Source organism: Gluconobacter morbifer G707, assembly GCF_000234355.1.
Lineage (GTDB): Bacteria > Pseudomonadota > Alphaproteobacteria > Acetobacterales > Acetobacteraceae > Gluconobacter > Gluconobacter morbifer.
In genome coordinates this window covers 72,964-89,924 of sequence record NZ_AGQV01000005.1, presented here as the reverse complement: position 1 = coordinate 89,924, position 16,961 = coordinate 72,964, and the positions used below count along the sequence as shown (strand labels likewise).

Below are 16,961 nucleotides of genomic sequence, written 5' to 3'. Positions count from 1 at the left end.
CGGGTAAATGGCCCTAATCCGGGACGGCTCGCAACCCCTTCCCATCAAAGGAATACGGTTTTTCAGCCTTCTGGCGGGGTCTGGAGTACAAGCGGAGGAAAATTGGCGGGATTGGGCGCCCGGCCTTCCTGCCAGCCGGCTTCCATGAAATGGATCAGCGGCCAGATCCCGTAATGCGGATCAGCCATCACATCGGGGTTGGCCTGTGCGTAGAAAACCGGATCGAACGCGACATATTCGTGACGTGCCGGTGTATCGAGGAACCGATGAGCCGCAAACCGGGCGGCAAGATTCAAGGCAGGTTCCGGCACCGGACCGGTGCCCAGCAAAGGCTCTACGGCAAGGCCCAGTTCCTGAAAGCGTTCCGCGATGACGGGCGCATACAGATCCGGCGTGTGACGGTAGCTGTTCAGGAACTCTTTCGCACTGGCATGGAAATAGTATCGCAGATGCGCACCGTCCTGTGCATGAACGGGACGGGGGCCTGTTCCGGACGGGTCCAGCTTCTGCCGGGCAAAGCGGCGGATGTCCTCGTAGTCCGGACGGTTGTGCAGATGGATATGCACGAAGGCGGTCTGGATATAGCGCTGACGATGGATGGTCTGCGGGTCGTGGAAGCCGCGGTCGAGGCTGCGGATCGTTCCGGCCCGGAACAGGCAGCGACGGACGATCTGAGGCCCGTAATAGTTCGGCGCACTAGGAACATTGAGGAGCAGCCGGTCCGTGAGGAGCGTGGCCTTCTCGTGTTTCAGGCGTTCGAATTCTGCAAGGATGATGGCGGGATCAACTGAAAGCTGGTCCAGGAAAACGGCCATGAACTCGTCGCAGTCGAGCGGCACGGCAAAATCACAGGCCCTGCCAGCATCCCACCGCCGGATGATCCGCGTGATGACGTCGCCCTTGTGCAGGAAATGCTCGCGCTCGGGAAACTCCCGGATGACCGTCAGTCCCTGCGCCTCATAACGGTTCTGGATGTCCAGAACTACCGGGTCTGTCGAGCCGTTATCAATGACCGTCAGGTTGGAGAGGCCGAAAATCGCTGCATGCCACCGGATCCAGGGTTCGAGAAGCGTCGCCTCGTTCTTCTGCATGGTCACGCAGCGGATGACGGTCATACCGGCAGCAGTGCCTCCACGCGGGACGCCGGCAGCAGCGCCAGATCGGGGACGACCAGGATTTCGGTCCGGTCTGCTGACAAAGTGAGGGGAGCCGTCAGACGCGGATCGCTGGCAGAGGAAAACAGGGCGATGATGGGTGTATCCATCGCAGCGGCCAGATGCATCGGCCCCGTATCGTTTCCGATCACTGTTTCCGCCCCATCCAGAACAGCTGCGAGTTCAGGCAGAGTCGTCTTGCCTGTCAGATCCAGCGCGTCCGGGCAGGTCCGAATGATGGCCAACGCCAGCGGCTTCTCTTCGGCACCGCCTATAATGACGGGGCGGATGCCACGGGCTTCCAGTGAGCGCGCTACATCCGCGAAGCGTGATACGGGCCAGCGTTTCTGGGGGCGATGTGGCGCAGCGCCGGGAACCAGAACGGCATAACGGCCCGCAATTTCGGGGCCTGCGCCTTTCAGCCAGTCCGGAACCGTCCGAGGCAGGGACGGCACGCCCGCGGCCCGAAGCTGGTCATCCAGCCGCGCTAAAGTGTGCATGTCATTGCGCGACGGATTGGCGTGCGGCAGATCGCATCCGGGAGAAATGCCCGACCATGAACGCGGCTTTCCGGCGAGACGGTAATAGATTTTCGAGCGGCCGGAGGTCTGGAGGTCGAATACCTGATCGAATCCCCGCAGCTTGCGTGAAAGACGCCACAACCCGAGTGGCCTGCACAGGGACGGACGGTCATCGACCATGACATCGTCGAACCACGGGGAGGCCAAGGCCAGATCCACAAAGGGTTGCGTAGTCAGAAGGGTGATGGAGGCGTCAGGGAAAGCAGCCCGGATGGATGCGAAAGCACCGAATGCCTGAATGAAATCACCCAGCGCGCCAAGCTTTATGACAAGAATGCGGCTCATGCCACCTGTTGTAGCAGGCTGTGGCGGCGCGCCAACTGGTCAGAGCGGTGTTCCGCAAAAGAAATCCCCTTTCCTTGGGGAAAGGGAAATTCCATGGGGCAGGATGTCAGGCCGTCGTGTTGAGGCCCGGGGATGTGCTGGCGGCGCTGGCCTCTGGCGTTCCCTTGGCGACGACGACCATTGCCGGTTTTAGCAAGCGTCCCTTGAGCAGCCACGCCGGCGTCCAGGACTGCATGACATGGCCCGGTTGATGCTGGTCGGACGGCTGTTCGGCCATCGCCTGATGCAGGTTGGCGTCAAACGGCTTGCCTGTCGGGTCCTCGCAGGTAATACCGTGGCGTTCGAGGATGTTGAGGAAAGAGCGTTCCGTACCCTCGATGCCCTCGCGCAGCTTGGTGATGAGCGTGTCCTCGCCTTCCGTCTTCGGCGGGATGGAGGCCAGTCCGCGCTGGAGGTTCTCAGCGGCTTCCACCACGTCGCGGGCAAATTTCTGAATGGCGTACTGGCGCGCATCCTCGACGTCACGCTTGGCGCGGGTGCGGATGTTCTGGTTCTCCGCTTCCGAGCGGACCCAGCGGTCCTTCAGTTCCGCGACTTCGGCTTCGAGGGCCTCAATGCGGGCTTCCGGGGTGGTCTCATCCACCGTTTCGCCGCCGGTTTCGTTCATGCCGGGAGTCTCGACGCCCTGATCAGGCGCATCGTTGACCGCTTCCGGTGATGCCTTGTGGTCTGTCATGTCACGACCTTTTGCTATGGGACGGGCCGTCACGCGGCCCCGTTCTCTTTCAGGAGATAACGCTGATTGTCTTAAAGACAAGGGTTGCAACCGCGCGGGATGTCATTGAAATGCCTATTTTCTGACCTAGCCGCTTCTTGAGCTATAGTTCCAACACGCCTCAGCCTTCAGCAGACGGACCCCTTATGGAGACGCCCCGAACCCCCACCATGCCGCCGACGGCTGCTTCCCAGCCCGTGGCCTCCCCGGTTGCCGCCCCCATCATCGCGCTGGTGGATGACGACCGGAACATACTGACCTCCGTGCAGATGACGCTCGAATCCGAAGGTTTCATCGTCCATACCTATACGGATGGCGAAAGTGCGCTTCAGGGCATTACCTCGCGGCCGGTCAGCTTGGCGGTGCTTGACGTGAAAATGCCCCGCATGGACGGCATGGAACTGCTCCAGCGGTTGCGGGCGCGTTCGCATCTGCCTGTGATTTTCCTCACCTCCAAGGATGAGGAACTGGACCAGCTCATGGGCCTGCGCCTCGGAGCGGATGACTACATCACCAAGCCGTTTTCCCAGCGACTGCTGATCGAACGCATCCGCGCGCTCCTGCGCCGTCAGGACGCCAGCCGCGCCGAAGCCACCGGCACGGCCGCCGTCAGTTCCGCCATTATCCGTGGCAAGCTCTCGCTGGATGAGACGCGCCATCAGTGCCTGTGGGACGGGCGCGACATCGCCCTGACAGTGACGGAATTCCTTCTGGTCAAGGCGCTCGCGCAGCGGCCCGGCATGGTGAAATCCCGCGATCAGCTCATCGACGCCGCCTATGGTGACAACATCTATGTTGATGACCGCACGATCGACAGTCACATCAAGCGCGTTCGCAAGAAGTTCCGGCAGGTGGATGACGACTTCAACCAGATCGAGACGCTTTATGGAATCGGTTACCGTTACCGGGACGAGTAACGCTGCGTGACGGGATCCTATCCCTCCGGAAAGGGCTGGCCGCAGGACGAACGTCCTGATGGTGGTCACATTCCGCCTCCCCCCGCCGCTTATGATACCGAGGCGCTGGACGCCGAGCGTCTGGCGCAGGGCCGTGAGCGGCGGCGGGCCGGCTCGCGCCGTCATACGGCGGGGCGGTTCCTGCGCACACTGTTCCAGCGGTTCCTGAAACGGGCCAGGCCGCCTTCCGCGTCCCTGTCTTCCCGGCGCAAGGCATCTCCGCTTCTGATCCGGATTCTGCTCCTGAATGCGCTGCCGCTGGTGTTGCTCGCCATCACGCTGCTGTTTCTTGACCAGTTTCAGAACGGTCTGCTCGAAACGGACGTTAATGCCCTGCGTGAACAGGCCCATATCTACGCGGGCGCCATTGGGCAGGACACCGTGCGTGTTGCCCCGGGCGCCCGGGGCGGGCATCCTGCCCCAGGCGGTGACCTGATGCTTGACGCCGCCAAGGCCCGGCCGCTTCTGGCCAGCCTGACCGAACCGAGCCCCAACGCCCACGCACTTCTGTTCGATCCTGACGGAAAGCTCGTGGCCGACAGCCGGACCGGACCGCGAGTTCCGAAGGGCGTGCCCAGGCCGGACCCGATCACGGACGGCGCCTGGCAGCCACCGCATCGTAACGTACTCCAGCGGTTTTACGACTGGCTCCTGTCCTTTCTTCCCCTGACCTCCAGTGAAGGCGTCGTGACGCTTGATACGTCCGACACTGCGCTGGAAGGCCCGCAGGATGCCCAGCCGCTCAGGCCACAGTCGGAACTGCCGCCCTATATCCGCCGTACCAGGGATCATCAGCTCGTGGTGACAGTGGTCGAGCCGGTGGTTCATGACGGGCAGACGGTCGGTGAAATCCAGCTGACCCGCCATGCCCCGGAAGTGGACCGGACGCTGTTCGAGGTCCGGTCCTCGATCCTGTCGCTCGTTCTGGCGGCGCTGGTCGTGACGGTCCTGCTGTCTTGGTATCTGTCGCTGACGATCGCCCGTCCGCTACTAATGCTGGCGCGGGCCTCAAACGACATGCGCGAGACCGATGGTCGCAATGATCTCGTCTCCGAGCGGCTTCTGGCCCGGCGGGACGAGATCGGCATTCTCGCCCGGTCCCTGCGGGGGAGTGCGCTGGCGCTCTGGGCCAGAATGGACGACATCGAACGATTCGCAGCCGATGTCAGCCATGAGATCAAGAATCCGCTCTCGTCCATCCGCTCCGCCATCGAGACCCTGCCCAGAATTGAAAATGGAGAGCGGCGGGATCGACTGATGGGTATCATCAGCAGTGATGTCAGGCGGCTGGATCGCCTAATTACTGACATTTCCGATGCAAGCCGGATCGACGCCGAGCTGTCCCGTGTTCGTCCCGAACCCGTGGCGGTGGTGGCGCTTCTGTCCATTCTGGCGGAAATGCATCAGACGACGCGACGCGAGGACGATCCGATCCTGCGGCTGGACGTGCGTGAACAGGACCCGCCCCTGAAGGCGCTCGCGGTGGAAGACCGGCTGGTTCAGGTCCTGCGGAACCTGATCGGCAATGCCGTCTCGTTCTCGCCACCACACGGCGTAATCGCCCTTCATGCCAGCGCCCGCGAGATCGAGGGGCTGGGTTCAGGAACGGGGAGCGTGGTGGAAATCACCATCAGCGATCAGGGCCCCGGTATCCCCCCCGGCAAACTGGAAAGCATTTTCGACCGCTTTTATTCAGAGCGACCGAAGGCCGAGAATTTCGGCCAGCACTCCGGCCTTGGACTGGCCATCAGCCGTCAGATTGTCCATGCGTTGCGGGGAAGTCTCTTCGCCGAGAACATCCACGGTCCGGGCGGTGAGATCCGCGGAGCGTGTTTTGTCGTGCGGCTGCCGCAGGCATCCTGATATTTTTTGACAGGCGTGTTCCGAAAACCCGGTAACGGGAATGTCCGGCATCTGTCTGTCCGGAAAGGGCAGACAGAGCAGCAGGCTGGCCGAGAAAGGCAGAGCAAGCGAGAGAATCGCCAGCGGGTGGAGAGACATGCAGAATCCCTCCGTTAGAGCCGCGGTGTTCCATCGGTGTCTCCCGCCAGAATGACATGCCCGCGACGATGGCTGTCCTGCTGGTATTCCCGCAGGTCACGCAGATCCCGGAACGTGTTCTGGCGGGCGTCCTGTGCGCAGGCCTCGATGTCGTAGAAGGTATCGGCCTGCGGCGTCGCGAGAGTTTGGCAGATATTCTGCGCGGTCGTCTCTACACGTCGTGCAGCGATTCGCCAGTCCTGTTCACGGGTGAGGTCCAGCCCGGAGATGTCTACCCGCTTGCTAAGAGTGAAGGCAGAGTCAGATGTGTCCACGCCCTGTGCGAAGACAGGAGCAAAAGGCAGACCAGTCAGCAGAAGGGCGGCGGCGACAGGGAAAAGACGGGACATGGTAGAGGCGCTCCTGAAGAGAAATCGGGTGGTCGTGCCACCTGGATTCTTTCAAAGCAGAAAGCGTGCCAAACCTGCTCGAAAGCCGCTTTCTTTTAGAAAAAAAGCAACCTTAAAGAGATATTTCACCAAAAATGGCATAATACACCACGGAATGATCTTTTATGCCTATTACGCGTGCGGACTGGCTGCGACGCTGAGAGCGATGCGCTGTCCGGCGAGCGGAAAACGTTTCACGATCCGCAGTGTCATGATGGGCCGGGACGCTGCAAGCGCCTGGTCCAGAATGGCCTGACACTGCCCGAAAGCATCTCCTTCGCGCAGCATTGCCGCGACGTGACGAGTATGGCCCAGGGTAAGGTCATGCTTAGCCAGCGCCCGCCCTATGGCATCCAGTGCGGCCTGACATTCTTCGGAAAGGCGCTGAGGACGCTCGCCCTGCGGGTCAAGACCGCTGAAATCGGTACAGATGACTTCATCGCCGTGCCGCGTGATGGTTTCATATGTGGGGGAAATGCCCATATGTCAGTGATTCCCGGTGCATCGGTCTGGGCCTGTCGGTCGCGCAGGCGATCTGACTCTTAGTCCTGTCACGAAAAGGTCGCAATCTGTGCCTTGTTCCCCACGGTCGAACGAGAATTTGCCCGAACCCATGACGATCCACGCTTCCTGCGTGGCATGGAACGGGATGGGTGTCCTCCTTCTGGGGCCGCCGGGCGCAGGCAAATCCGATCTTGCCCTGCGGCTGATGGATGCCGGATTCCAGCTTGTCGCGGATGACAGGGTCATGCTGGACGACTCTGTCGCGTCTGCCCCGAGGCGACTGGCGGGACTCATCGAGGTGCGGGGTGTCGGCATCCTTCGGACACCTTTTGTCATAAAAGTACCTGTCCGGCTGAAGGTTCATCTGGGGGAAAACGGCCCCCGTCTGCCTGAGCCCGATCCCGAGCCCGGAAGTGATTGCGTCGTTCTGCGTCTGGACCCGGGTTTTCCGGGCGTCGTAGCCCGCATCAGGGCCGCCCTGCGTGCCGTCGATGGAACGTATGGCTGGGTCGCCGGAGCGGGTGGCGATATGGCAGACTCGCACTCTGATGAAATGGTTCCGTGCGAAACGAAAAAGGGCTAGAGTGAGGCACATGACAGTGGCGAACGCCCCCGAGTCTGCGCCTTCATCAGGATACGGTCCCGGACCGAGACGCGTTCTGATTGTCACAGGCCTGTCCGGCGCGGGGAAATCATCCATTCTGCGGGTTCTGGAGGATCTGGGCTACGAGGTTGTGGACAACCCGCCCTTGCACCTGCTTGAAGCGCTGCTCACACGTTCCGGTCCGCGACTGGCCATTGGGATTGATGTCCGAAGCCGGGGGTTTGAAGCCCACAGGGTTCTTGAGGATGTGACGCGACTCAAGCTCGTTCCCGGCACAACCGTCCAGCTTCTCTATGCTACGGCGGAACCCGAGGTGCTTCTGCGCCGCTTCACCGCAACCCGACGGCGCCATCCGCTGGTCAGCAGCGGCACAATTCTTCCCGGAATCGAGCAGGAAACCGAACTTCTGACCCCGCTTCGGGCCAGTGCCGATCTTGTCATCGACACATCCGATCTTCCTGCTCCCGAACTGCGCCAGCTGATCGAGACGCGCTTTGGCAGCGAAACGGCGGATGGACTGACGGTCGCGCTGATGTCCTTTGCCTATCCGTCCGGTCTCCCGCGGGAAGCAGATATGGTCTTCGACGCCCGTTTTCTGCGCAATCCACATTATGATGCCTATCTCCAGCCCCTTACAGGTCTGGATGAAGCCGTTGTGCAGTACGTCAAGGAAGATCCGGCCTATCCAGCCTTTTTTAGCCATGTTCACAGTCTTCTCGATCTTGTGCTCCCGAGATTTGTCGGGGAAGGCAAGAAATATGCCACCATCGCCGTTGGGTGCAGCGGTGGCCGCCACCGTTCCGTGACCATCATCGAGGAACTGGCGCGCATTCTGCCGCAGACCGCCCCTGTCGGACCCATGATGGTCCTTCACCGTGAACTCGCCCGCAAAGGCTTGGCGTCCTGGCGCTGGGCCGTTCCTCCACAGGACAGTAAAGCATGATCGGACTGATGCTCGTTACGCATGGTCGCCTCGGGGACGTCCTGCTGGAGACAATGGAGCATGTTGCCGGACCCCAGTCCCAGATCGGAATCGTCGGCGTAGGTGATGACGATGACCCGGCCGTCCTCCGCCCCGGCGCGGACTGTCTTCTGCACAGGCTCGATACGGGTGATGGCGTTCTGGTTCTGACGGATATTTTTGGCAGTTCTCCTTCTAATCTTGCCCTTTCGCTCCGGGAGCCAGGGCGGGTGGAAGTGGTCTCTGGCGTCAATGTGCCGATGCTGGTCAAGCTCGCCAAGACGCGGGCCTGTCTTGATCTGGCAGGTTGCGTGGACAAGGCGACCATCGCGGGACGGAAATATATCGCGGTGGCTTCGCAGCTTCCCGATCCCTGCCTGCATGGCGGTCCACGAGCCTGCATCCTGCCGGTTCACTGAAGCATGAGCGATACGACCCTTTCCCCCCGGACCGTCAGCATCGTCAATCATCTGGGCCTGCACGCTCGCCCGGCCGCAAAAATCGTTACGACCATCGAGCGCTTTGACGCTGAAACCACGGTTGAACGGGGTGGCAATGTGGTCTCGGCCCTGTCGATCATGGGGCTGATGATGCTCGGCGCCGGGGAAGGGGAAACCGTAACCCTCCGGTCCCACGGGCCGCAGGCCGCCGAGGCTCTGGATGCGCTTGAAGCCTTGATTGCCGATGGATTCGGTGAGCGTGACTGATGGTCCGGGTTCGTCAGGGCGCAGCGTGAAAGGACGTTCGCCCCGCGCCAGTCGTCGCGGTCACCGGTCATCCGTTACCCTGCAGGGAAAAGCTATCACACAGGGAATCGGCCTTGGACCGGCCGGTCGTGTCGAGGAATTGTCGCTTCCCGAAATCAGCGAACGTTTCAGCGCCATCGGCCCGGAAGCCGAGCTTGTCCGTCTTGATGAGGCCATTGGCCGTGCTCTTCATCAGATCGACAAGATGCGGGACCGTCTGGTCGGACTGCCGGAAGAGGGGCGCGAAGAAATCGCCATGCTCCTGACGGTCTATGAACGTATGCTGGGGCCTTCGCGCCTGACGCGGCAGATACGGGCGCGGATTGAGGAAGATGGCCTGTGCGCCGAGGCCGCTGTGGACGAGGTCAGCGAAGCGCTGGCGCTTCAGGTTGCACGCACCGCCGAAGCCATGGCGCAGGAAAACGAGGATCAGGACGCGGATGCCAATCTGCGCCTGGCGGGCGAATTTGAGGAAATCGGTCGCCGGCTCCTGCGGAATCTGAGCGGTATTTCCTATCGCGCCTTCTCCAGCATGCCGCCCGGCTCGGTGCTCGTGGCGGAGCAGCTCCGTCCGGCGGATGTGGCAATGATCGACCCTGCCCGCGTTGCGGCCGTCGTGACGGAAGGTGGTGGCGGGGCGGACCATACGGCTATTCTCCTGCGCGCCCTCGATATCCCGGCTATTCTTGCCGTGCCGGATCTGATGGCACAGGTGCAGGAAGGCGAGATGCTGGTCGTGGACGGGCATCTCGGGACAATCACCCTGTCTCCCGGCGAGACGGAACTGCGTCTTGCACGTGAGGCCGCCCAAAAGGAGGCAAAGGAAAAACGCGCCTTCGGGCGTCTCAAGCGTCTTCCGGCGCAGCTTCACGGTGGCGAGCCGATCGAGCTTCTGGCCAATCTGGAACTGCCTGCCGAACTGCCAATGATCCTGCGGAACGGAGCCAAGGGAATCGGTCTCCTGCGTAGCGAATTCCTGTTTGGCGAACACGATGACCTCCCCGACGAGGACGGGCAGGCCGCAACCTATCGCTCCATTGTGGAAGCCATGGACGGACGCCCGGTTACGATTCGTGTGCTCGACTGGGGCGGAGAGAAGGGACGTGCCTGCATGCGCCGTCTCGGCATTTCCGAACACGTTGCGGACGGGGATAATCCGGCGCTGGGCCTGCGCGGCATCCGCCTTCTGCTTCGTGTGCCAGAGGTTCTGGAAACGCAGTTTGCCGCCATCCTTCGCGCAGCCATGCCTCATGATGGACAGGATACGCCCGGGCCTGTGCGGGTGCTGCTGCCGATGGTCACGTCCGCCGATGAAATCACCGCCGCACGCGAGATCTATGAAAAGGTGGCGCGCCGCCTGAAACGGAAAGGACATACCCTGCCCGATCCGCTTCCACCTCTGGGCATCATGGTTGAAACCCCGGCGGCGGCCCTGACAGCGGATACGCTGGCCCAGCATGCCGATTTCATGGCCCTCGGCACCAATGACCTGACGATGTACACGCTGGCCGTGGATCGTGCGGATTCCATGGTGGCGGACCGTTATACGCCTCTGCATCCGGGCGTGCTGAAACTGGTCGGTATGGCGGCGGATGCAGCGCTTCGGGCGCGTAGGCCGGTATCGGTCTGTGGGGAAATGGCGTCTGTTCCGCAGATCGTGGCATTGCTGATCGGGCTGGGCCTACGGTCTTTTTCCATGAATTCAGCGTCCCTGCCGCGAGTCAAGCGTCTGCTCCGGACCCTGTCGCTGGAAGACTGTGACCAGTTGCGACGGCAGGTCATGATGGAAACGGACGCGGAGACCATACGCCAGCTTGTGCGGCAGTTTGCGCCCTGAGCGCTGCGGGAATTCCGTTCGGCCCTATCGAAAAAACATCCTGAAGTGCCATATTGACGTCATGCCGGATTCGCTTTCTGCCCCTTCCGTCCCGGAAGGCCTTTCATTTTCTCCCGTAGTGACCGCGCGCCTTGATGACGTGGCGGAGTGGTGCCGTGACAGGGGGCAGCGCCTGACGGAAACACGCCGTCAGATCCTCGGCCTGATCCTTTCGCATGACCGGCCCTCCGGAGCCTATGACCTGCTGGGCCGATTGCGGCCCGTTCATCCGAATGTCGCTCCGCCTACGGTTTACCGTGCACTGGATTTCCTCCTTGAGCACGGACTGATTCATCGTCTTGAGCGTCTGAGCGCGTTTGTGGCGTGCTCTCATGCGGTGGTCTGTCATCACGGATGTGACCACGGGGAATGGGGTGTGCATCGCGCGCAGTTCCTGATCTGTCGGGAATGTGGCCGGGCCTGGGAACTGGAACAGGAAACGGTGGCGCCTGCCCTGATGACTGCCGCCCGGAAGGTGGGGTTCAGGGCAGAGGCTGCTACCGTCGAGATCGAGGGTCTGTGCGCCGCCTGCCAGAAAGATGGATCTATCGCCGCCCCGACAGCCGGGCACGGCTAGCAGACAGTGGGCGAGCGTCGCTCCCGGTCGGCCGCGCTGCCTTTCCCCGCCCTGCCGGTGCAGCGGAAGGATCGTCCTCCCGTCAGTTCCCGTCCTCAGCCGCCCGCATCCTCTTCACAGCCCGACCTGCTGGACTGGCAGCCGCCACAGACCCATCTTCCCGCAGCGGACGTGGAAGCCTGTCTTCTTGAACCGTCCGGTTTCCGTCCGCCATCCGGTGAAGCATTCCTTTATGCACTGGTAGAAATGGCGCAGGGCGAGGGTTGTCTGCGCGACGGGCTGGCTCTGGCGGATGAAACGGTTTTTCTGGACGGTATGAGACTGGCGGCTGATCTGGCAGCGTCCTCACCAGAGCAGGACGTGCGGATCCTGCGTGTCCGCCGCCGCCTGATCCTGCCCTGGCTGCGCCCCTATGGGCCGAAAGGACAGAAATGCTATGTCCTCGTCTTTCAGGCCGGCACGATCAGATAACGGAACGGGGAACATCGGAATATGACAGGACAATCGGGGCTCCTTGCCGAAGTCACGCGGGGCGGACGGGTGGAATCACGCCATCTGGGCTGTGCGGTGGTGGTGGATGCGGATGGAAACATTGTCTGGGCTAGCGGCGATGTGGATGCCGCCGTTTTTCCACGTTCCACCGTCAAGGCGCTTCTGGCCATTGAACTGGTGGAGAGCGGAGCGGCGGACCGACTGGGACTGTCGGCGGAAGCGCTGGCGCTGGCCTGTGCATCCCATGGTGGCGAGGAAGCCCATACCCGGCTAGCGGCGTCCATGCTGGAAACAGTGAATCGGGATGCGACGTCCCTGGAATGCGGCACACACTGGCCGACTTACGAGCCGGCGGGGCGCATACTGGCGGCGCATCATCAGCAGGCCTGCGCGCTTCATAACAACTGCTCCGGCAAACATGCCGGGATGGTGTGTCTCTCCTGCGACCAGGGCGTGGACCCGACCGGCTATATCGACCCCGCACATGAGATCCAGCGGCGCGTCACGGCTGTTCTGGAGACCATGACCGGAACGCCTCATGACGCGGATAATCGCGGGATTGATGGCTGTTCCATGCCTACCTACGCCGTACCTCTCCAGGCACTCGCCCTGGCTTTCGCCCGGTTTGGAACCGGTCACGGGCTGTCTGCCGGTCGCGCGAAAGCCACGGCGCGGCTGCGGCAGGCCGTTGCGGACAATCCGTTCATGGTAGCTGGCAGCGGACGTTACGACACGACGGTCATGGAACAGTTTGGAACCCGTGCTTTCGTCAAGATGGGTGCGGAGGGCGTGATGGTCGCCGCCCTGCCCGAACAGGGCCTTGGCTTTGCGATCAAGACGGATGATGGCGCCAACCGTGCGGCGGAAGTCGCCATGTCGGCCCTATTGCGGAAATTCGGCAGCGATACGCTCCTGCGGACAGCCGAAGACCGTCAGGTTCTGGACAGTACGGCGCGGCAGACCCTCAGGAACTGGAATGGCATGACGGTCGGGGATATCCGGGCTGCCCTGACAGATTAACTTTTTCGTGTTATAGGTTACAGAATGGACATCTTTAACAAGGGGAGATGTTCGTTCCGTTCACCCACACGAAAGGCAGCCGCCACTTCATGAATCATCAGGTCGAGACCACACAGCCCGTTCCGCCCCAGACTGACGATACAACGTTCTCCTTTTTCGATGCGACCCGGTTCAAGATCATCGCCATCGGCGTGATCGCAGCGCTGGCAGGGTTGATGTCCGGTCTTGATATCGGGGTTGTGGCAGGGGCACTCGACCTTTTCGGCCATCAGTATCATGCGTCCACCGTCGCCCTGGAATGGGTGGTGAGTTCCATGATGGCGGGGGCTGCCGCAGGCGCGCTGACGGCCGGCTGGCTGTCCCGCACGCTCGGACGCAAGCATACCCTGATCCTGGGTGCAGCCATTTTCGGGATCGGTACGGTCGGATGCGCGCTGAGCTGGTCCGTGGCATCCATGATCGTCTTTCGCGTCATCATGGGAATGGCCGTCGGAATTTCCGCTTTTACCGCGCCACTTTATCTCTCCGAAATCGCCAGTGAAAATTCCCGTGGGGCAATGGTCTCGACCTATCAGCTCATGGTGACCGTCGGCATTTTCATCGCGTTCCTGTCCGATACGTACTTTTCCTACAGCGGGGATTGGCGGTGGATGTTCGGTGTGGCCGCCATTCCGGCCGTCCTGTTCCTGATCGGAGTGCTTTTCCTGCCCTACAGTCCGCGCTGGCTGATCATGCAGGGACGGCACAAGGAAGCACGTCAGATCCTGCTCGACCTGCGCGATGATCCGCTTGAAGCGGCCAAGGAGATTCGTGCCATTCGCGCCCAGCTTGAAACAAAACAGGAAGGTTTCCGGCTGTTCCGCACGAACCCGAACTTCCGGCGGTCCGTCGCGTTGGGCATCATGCTCCAGATGATGCAGCAGCTCGCGGGGATCAATATCGTCATGTACTACGCACCCAACATCCTTGCGGCAGCGCATTTCGATGCTCAGGCGCAGATGTGGTGCACGGCCATCATCGGGCTTGTGAACATGCTGGCGACGTTCGTGGCGGTGGGGCTGGTGGACCGCTGGGGGCGCAAGCCGATCCTCTATACCGGGTTCAGCGTCATGGCGCTGGGCATGGCGTCTCTTGCGCTTCTGCTCCAGACCGGCATGACGACGCAGTCTTCCCAGATTGCCGCCGTTTTTCTGCTGATGGTGTTTTGTGCCGGTTTCGCCATGTCAGCCGGGCCGCTGATGTGGGTGCTGTGTTCGGAGATCCAGCCCATGGCCGGGCGTGATTTTGGAATGGCGATTTCCACCTTCACGAACTGGATGACGAACCTGCTCGTTGGCGTCAGCTTCCTGACATTGATGGAAATATTGGGAACGGCGGGCACGTTCTGGCTTTTTGCAGGCTTGAATGCCCTGTTTCTGGTGCTGACCATTCTGTTCGTACCGGAAACCCGGGGCATGTCGCTGGCCCTGATCGAGCAGCGACTCATGAGTGGCGTGAAACTGCGGAAGCTCGGTCGCTGATCTGATCTGCCTCGACCAGACCCGTGAAACGTCCGGTCGTCTGACCGGACGTTTTTTTATAGGATGCAGCCAGTAAGGATACTGCTTCATGAATGAATCCGTTCTGTCGTCCACCAATGTGAGCCGCGGCGGCGTCCTGTTGGTCTATGGCCTGTATATTGCGCGTTTCTTCACGGGTATCACGCTGCTGGTCGGTGTTATCCTGGCCTATGTGCTGCGCGGAGGGAGCCAGGGGCTGGAGCGGGTTCACTTGAACTGGCTGATCCGCCTTTTCTGGTATGATGTGGCGTTCATTATTGGCTGTCTTGCCCTGTTCGGAGCCTGTTTCATAACCGAACCTCCTGGCAGTTCTGGACCGGGGCAACTGATCTTTCTTTTGCCAATCGGAATCTTCACGCTGTGGAACATCGCGCTCTTGGTATCCCTGATCTATGGCGTCCGGGCCCTGACGACAGGAGAAGGCCCCGTACCCCGGCGGCTTCATACGCTAGCAGACTGAAAACCGGCTCCGGAAACTGGTGGATCTCGCCATTCTGATCTCCCCTGTGTTCACCCTCTACGCCAGAAAGTACGGCAAAACAGTGTTGGCATGATTTCTGCATGATCTCTCCCTGTTGAGACCATTCTTTCAGGGAATACCTTCATGTACGCAGCCCACATGCCTTACGAGCCTGTCCGGAAGGACACGGGACGGGACCTGATCCTGCTGATTTACGGGCTGTATATCGCCGGTTTCTTTACAGGTGTGACGGCCTTCATCGGAGTGCTGATTGCGCATAGGGTCCGGCGGAACGCTACCGCTCTGAACCGGGCGCAGCTGGACTGGCAGATCCGTCTTTTCTGGTATGGCGCACTGTCCCTGACCGTGATCGGGGCCATTCATCTCATGGTTGCCGGTCTGGGCGCCCTGACGGCGGGACTGGGACTGGTTTTCATGGTCATTCCGTGGGGTCTGACGCTGTGCTGGGGTCTTCTGACCGCTTGGGCCATCGCCCGGGGCATGCATGCCCTTCTGCTCAACCGTTCCGTTGCGTCCGCACGGTTCTGCGCGTGAAGGAGACCGCCATGCTTCCCCTGATTCGCATTTCCCGTGTCCTTGCTGGTGTTTTCTGTCTGGCAGGAAGCGCCGTCGCCAGTCCGCTCGTGCAGAAGAGCATAAGTGATGACCTGACCCTGTCCGACCTGCCTACCGGTGGAACGCTGTCCACGATATCCGGTGATCTCACGCTCGGCTCAGTATCCGGCCCGCTATCAATCCGGACAGTCAGCGGGAACATCACTGTCCGCAGCGCCACTGACCGGACCGAAATCCACACGGTCAGCGGGGATGTCCGTCTGGGTCACGCAGATGGCTCTCTCACCATTCATGCCATCAGCGGTGATATGTCCCTTGGTGCCGTGAACCGGGACGTGAACATCAAAAGTACGAGCGGGGACGTGGTACTGACCGTGCCTGCTCCGGCCGGAACGCCAAGGATCATCGATCTGACTACGGTTTCCGGAGACGTGACGTTGCATCTGTCACCCGGTTTCAGCGGAACCTTCAACATCCGGGCCGTTCAGAGCAGCCATGACAGTACCTTTCCGGTAGAGCAGGCGCTTGGCCTGACGGTCGCGACCGGGGAATGGGAAAGCCATGTCCTCTCTTCGACAAAAACCCGGACTGTTACCGTGACCGGCAGTGTGAATGGTGGCCGTGACCAGATTCACATCAAGACGACAAGTGGTAAGGTCCGGCTTGTTCAAGACTAGAACTGACTGTCCCAGCCAAAGTCCTTTAATGTGGCCGCCATGGCCGGGGAGGGTGAAGCTTCGGCGGCCAGTACACTCTCCGGTACCGTGACCTCCAGTCGCCGGGCCAGCAGATGCAGCCCCGCAGGGCAGGAGGTTCCATAAACAGGATCGCCCAGGATCGGAGTCCCGAGTGCTGCTGCGCAATGGGCACGGGCCTGATGGGTGCGTCCGGTCAGAAGATCCAGTTCCAGCCAGCATAGACCATCCTTCCGACCCAGAACGCGCCAGTCCGTCCGGGCATTGTCCCCGTTCGCGTCCACGACCATCCGCCATCCGTTCCGGTCCGACCGTTTGAGCAGAGGGCCCGTGATGCTGCCGCTGTCTTCCGGTGGGTTTCCAACCACGACGGCCCAGTACAGTTTGTGCGTCCTGCGGTGACGGAAAGCGTCCTGTGCTTCCAGAAGAGCCGTCTTGCGTCGGGCGATCAGCAAACAGCCGGCTGTATCCGCATCCAGTCTGTGTGCCAGCCAGGGGCCGCCACGTGGATGGGGAACCAGCCGCGTTTCAACGGAATCCCGCGTGGAAGGGCCGGGGTGAACCGCCAGTCCGGCCGGTTTGTTCAGGATCAGGAAACGCGGTGTCTCCAGCAGGACGGGTAGGGCGCATCCCTCACGGAACAAGGCCCGTGGGGTAGGCGATGCCGCCGAAGAGACAGGGCCGGATGGGAAGTGGGGCCTACGCGGCCGC

At 61.4% G+C, this 16,961-nt stretch carries 20 protein-coding genes; 14 read left to right on the top strand and 6 right to left on the bottom strand.

All coding sequences use genetic code 11. The features are described from left to right. Nucleotides 1–62 precede the first annotated feature (62 nt). From GMO_RS07975 to GMO_RS07965, 3 genes are all read right to left on the bottom strand, one after another. On the bottom strand, nt 63–1,115 hold the full coding sequence (locus GMO_RS07975) for a glycosyltransferase family 2 protein (RefSeq protein ID WP_008851839.1): 1,053 nt from the start codon (nt 1,113–1,115) through the stop codon (nt 63–65). Next, nucleotides 1,112–2,020: a glycosyltransferase family 9 protein gene (locus tag GMO_RS07970; protein ID WP_008851838.1), complete on the bottom strand. Its 909-nt coding sequence runs from the start codon at nt 2,018–2,020 to the stop codon at nt 1,112–1,114. The genes GMO_RS07975 and GMO_RS07970 overlap by 4 nt, the downstream gene beginning before the upstream one ends. Nucleotides 2,021–2,126: 106 nt before the next feature. Next, nucleotides 2,127–2,756, bottom strand: coding sequence for a nucleotide exchange factor GrpE (locus GMO_RS07965; protein ID WP_040508706.1), 630 nt, complete (start codon nt 2,754–2,756; stop codon nt 2,127–2,129). A gap of 209 nt (nt 2,757–2,965) precedes the next feature. Between GMO_RS07965 and GMO_RS07960 the strand changes: the two genes are divergently transcribed. Continuing rightward, on the top strand, nt 2,966–3,712 hold the full coding sequence (locus GMO_RS07960; RefSeq protein WP_008851836.1) for a response regulator transcription factor: 747 nt from the start codon (nt 2,966–2,968) through the stop codon (nt 3,710–3,712). 69 nt (nt 3,713–3,781) lie between these two features. After that, nucleotides 3,782–5,614 carry a stimulus-sensing domain-containing protein gene (locus tag GMO_RS07955; RefSeq protein WP_040508795.1) on the top strand — a complete coding sequence of 611 codons (1,833 nt, stop codon included), beginning with the start codon at nt 3,782–3,784 and terminating at the stop codon, nt 5,612–5,614. 152 nt (nt 5,615–5,766) lie between these two features. Here GMO_RS07955 and GMO_RS07950 read toward each other — a convergent pair whose 3' ends face one another. Both GMO_RS07950 and GMO_RS07945 read right to left on the bottom strand, forming a co-directional pair. Beyond that, nucleotides 5,767–6,141 (bottom strand): UrcA family protein, encoded by a 375-nt coding sequence (locus tag GMO_RS07950; protein WP_008851834.1) that lies wholly within the window; start codon nt 6,139–6,141, stop codon nt 5,767–5,769. Nucleotides 6,142–6,312: 171 nt separating this feature from the next. Beyond that, complete coding sequence (locus tag GMO_RS07945) at nt 6,313–6,663, bottom strand: RidA family protein (protein WP_008851833.1); 351 nt, start codon at nt 6,661–6,663, stop codon at nt 6,313–6,315. 130 nt (nt 6,664–6,793) lie between these two features. On the opposite strand from GMO_RS07945, the gene GMO_RS07940 reads away from it, so the two are divergent. The 12 genes from GMO_RS07940 (at nt 6,794) to GMO_RS07885 (ending at nt 16,232) form a co-directional block, all read left to right on the top strand. After that, on the top strand, nt 6,794–7,267 hold the full coding sequence (locus GMO_RS07940) for an HPr kinase/phosphorylase (RefSeq protein ID WP_008851832.1): 474 nt from the start codon (nt 6,794–6,796) through the stop codon (nt 7,265–7,267). 10 nt (nt 7,268–7,277) lie between these two features. Beyond that, nucleotides 7,278–8,231, top strand: coding sequence for an RNase adapter RapZ (gene rapZ / locus GMO_RS07935; RefSeq protein ID WP_008851831.1), 954 nt, complete (start codon nt 7,278–7,280; stop codon nt 8,229–8,231). Continuing rightward, nucleotides 8,228–8,668: a PTS sugar transporter subunit IIA gene (locus tag GMO_RS07930; protein WP_008851830.1), complete on the top strand. Its 441-nt coding sequence runs from the start codon at nt 8,228–8,230 to the stop codon at nt 8,666–8,668. The genes rapZ and GMO_RS07930 overlap by 4 nt, the downstream gene beginning before the upstream one ends. 3 nt (nt 8,669–8,671) lie before the next feature. Continuing rightward, the gene (locus GMO_RS07925; RefSeq protein WP_008851829.1) at nt 8,672–8,956 is read left to right on the top strand and encodes an HPr family phosphocarrier protein; all 285 of its coding nucleotides are present in this window, start codon (nt 8,672–8,674) and stop codon (nt 8,954–8,956) included. Then, nucleotides 8,934–10,832, top strand: coding sequence for a phosphoenolpyruvate--protein phosphotransferase (ptsP, locus tag GMO_RS07920; protein ID WP_083813634.1), 1,899 nt, complete (start codon nt 8,934–8,936; stop codon nt 10,830–10,832). The genes GMO_RS07925 and ptsP overlap by 23 nt, the downstream gene beginning before the upstream one ends. A 61-nt stretch (nt 10,833–10,893) precedes the next feature. Further along, nucleotides 10,894–11,448, top strand: a complete 555-nt coding sequence (locus GMO_RS07915; RefSeq protein ID WP_008851827.1) for a Fur family transcriptional regulator — start codon at nt 10,894–10,896, stop codon at nt 11,446–11,448. A 6-nt stretch (nt 11,449–11,454) separates the two neighbouring features. Further along, on the top strand, nt 11,455–11,919 hold the full coding sequence (locus GMO_RS07910) for a hypothetical protein (protein ID WP_008851826.1): 465 nt from the start codon (nt 11,455–11,457) through the stop codon (nt 11,917–11,919). Nucleotides 11,920–11,940: 21 nt separating this feature from the next. After that, nucleotides 11,941–12,960, top strand: a complete 1,020-nt coding sequence (locus GMO_RS07905) for an asparaginase (protein ID WP_040508704.1) — start codon at nt 11,941–11,943, stop codon at nt 12,958–12,960. Between the two features lie 89 nt (nt 12,961–13,049). Continuing rightward, nucleotides 13,050–14,480, top strand: coding sequence for a sugar porter family MFS transporter (locus GMO_RS07900; protein ID WP_040508790.1), 1,431 nt, complete (start codon nt 13,050–13,052; stop codon nt 14,478–14,480). Between the two features lie 88 nt (nt 14,481–14,568). Beyond that, nucleotides 14,569–14,979: a hypothetical protein gene (locus GMO_RS07895; RefSeq protein ID WP_008851823.1), complete on the top strand. Its 411-nt coding sequence runs from the start codon at nt 14,569–14,571 to the stop codon at nt 14,977–14,979. 144 nt (nt 14,980–15,123) lie between these two features. Beyond that, nucleotides 15,124–15,534, top strand: a complete 411-nt coding sequence (locus GMO_RS07890) for a hypothetical protein (protein WP_040508701.1) — start codon at nt 15,124–15,126, stop codon at nt 15,532–15,534. An 11-nt stretch (nt 15,535–15,545) separates the two neighbouring features. Beyond that, nucleotides 15,546–16,232 carry a DUF4097 family beta strand repeat-containing protein gene (locus GMO_RS07885; RefSeq protein ID WP_040508698.1) on the top strand — a complete coding sequence of 229 codons (687 nt, stop codon included), beginning with the start codon at nt 15,546–15,548 and terminating at the stop codon, nt 16,230–16,232. On the opposite strand, the gene GMO_RS07880 is transcribed toward GMO_RS07885, so the two are convergent. Then, nucleotides 16,229–16,894 carry an RluA family pseudouridine synthase gene (locus tag GMO_RS07880; protein ID WP_008851820.1) on the bottom strand — a complete coding sequence of 222 codons (666 nt, stop codon included), beginning with the start codon at nt 16,892–16,894 and terminating at the stop codon, nt 16,229–16,231. The two genes, GMO_RS07885 and GMO_RS07880, sit on opposite strands and share 4 nt — an antisense overlap. Nucleotides 16,895–16,961: the final 67 nt, after the last annotated feature.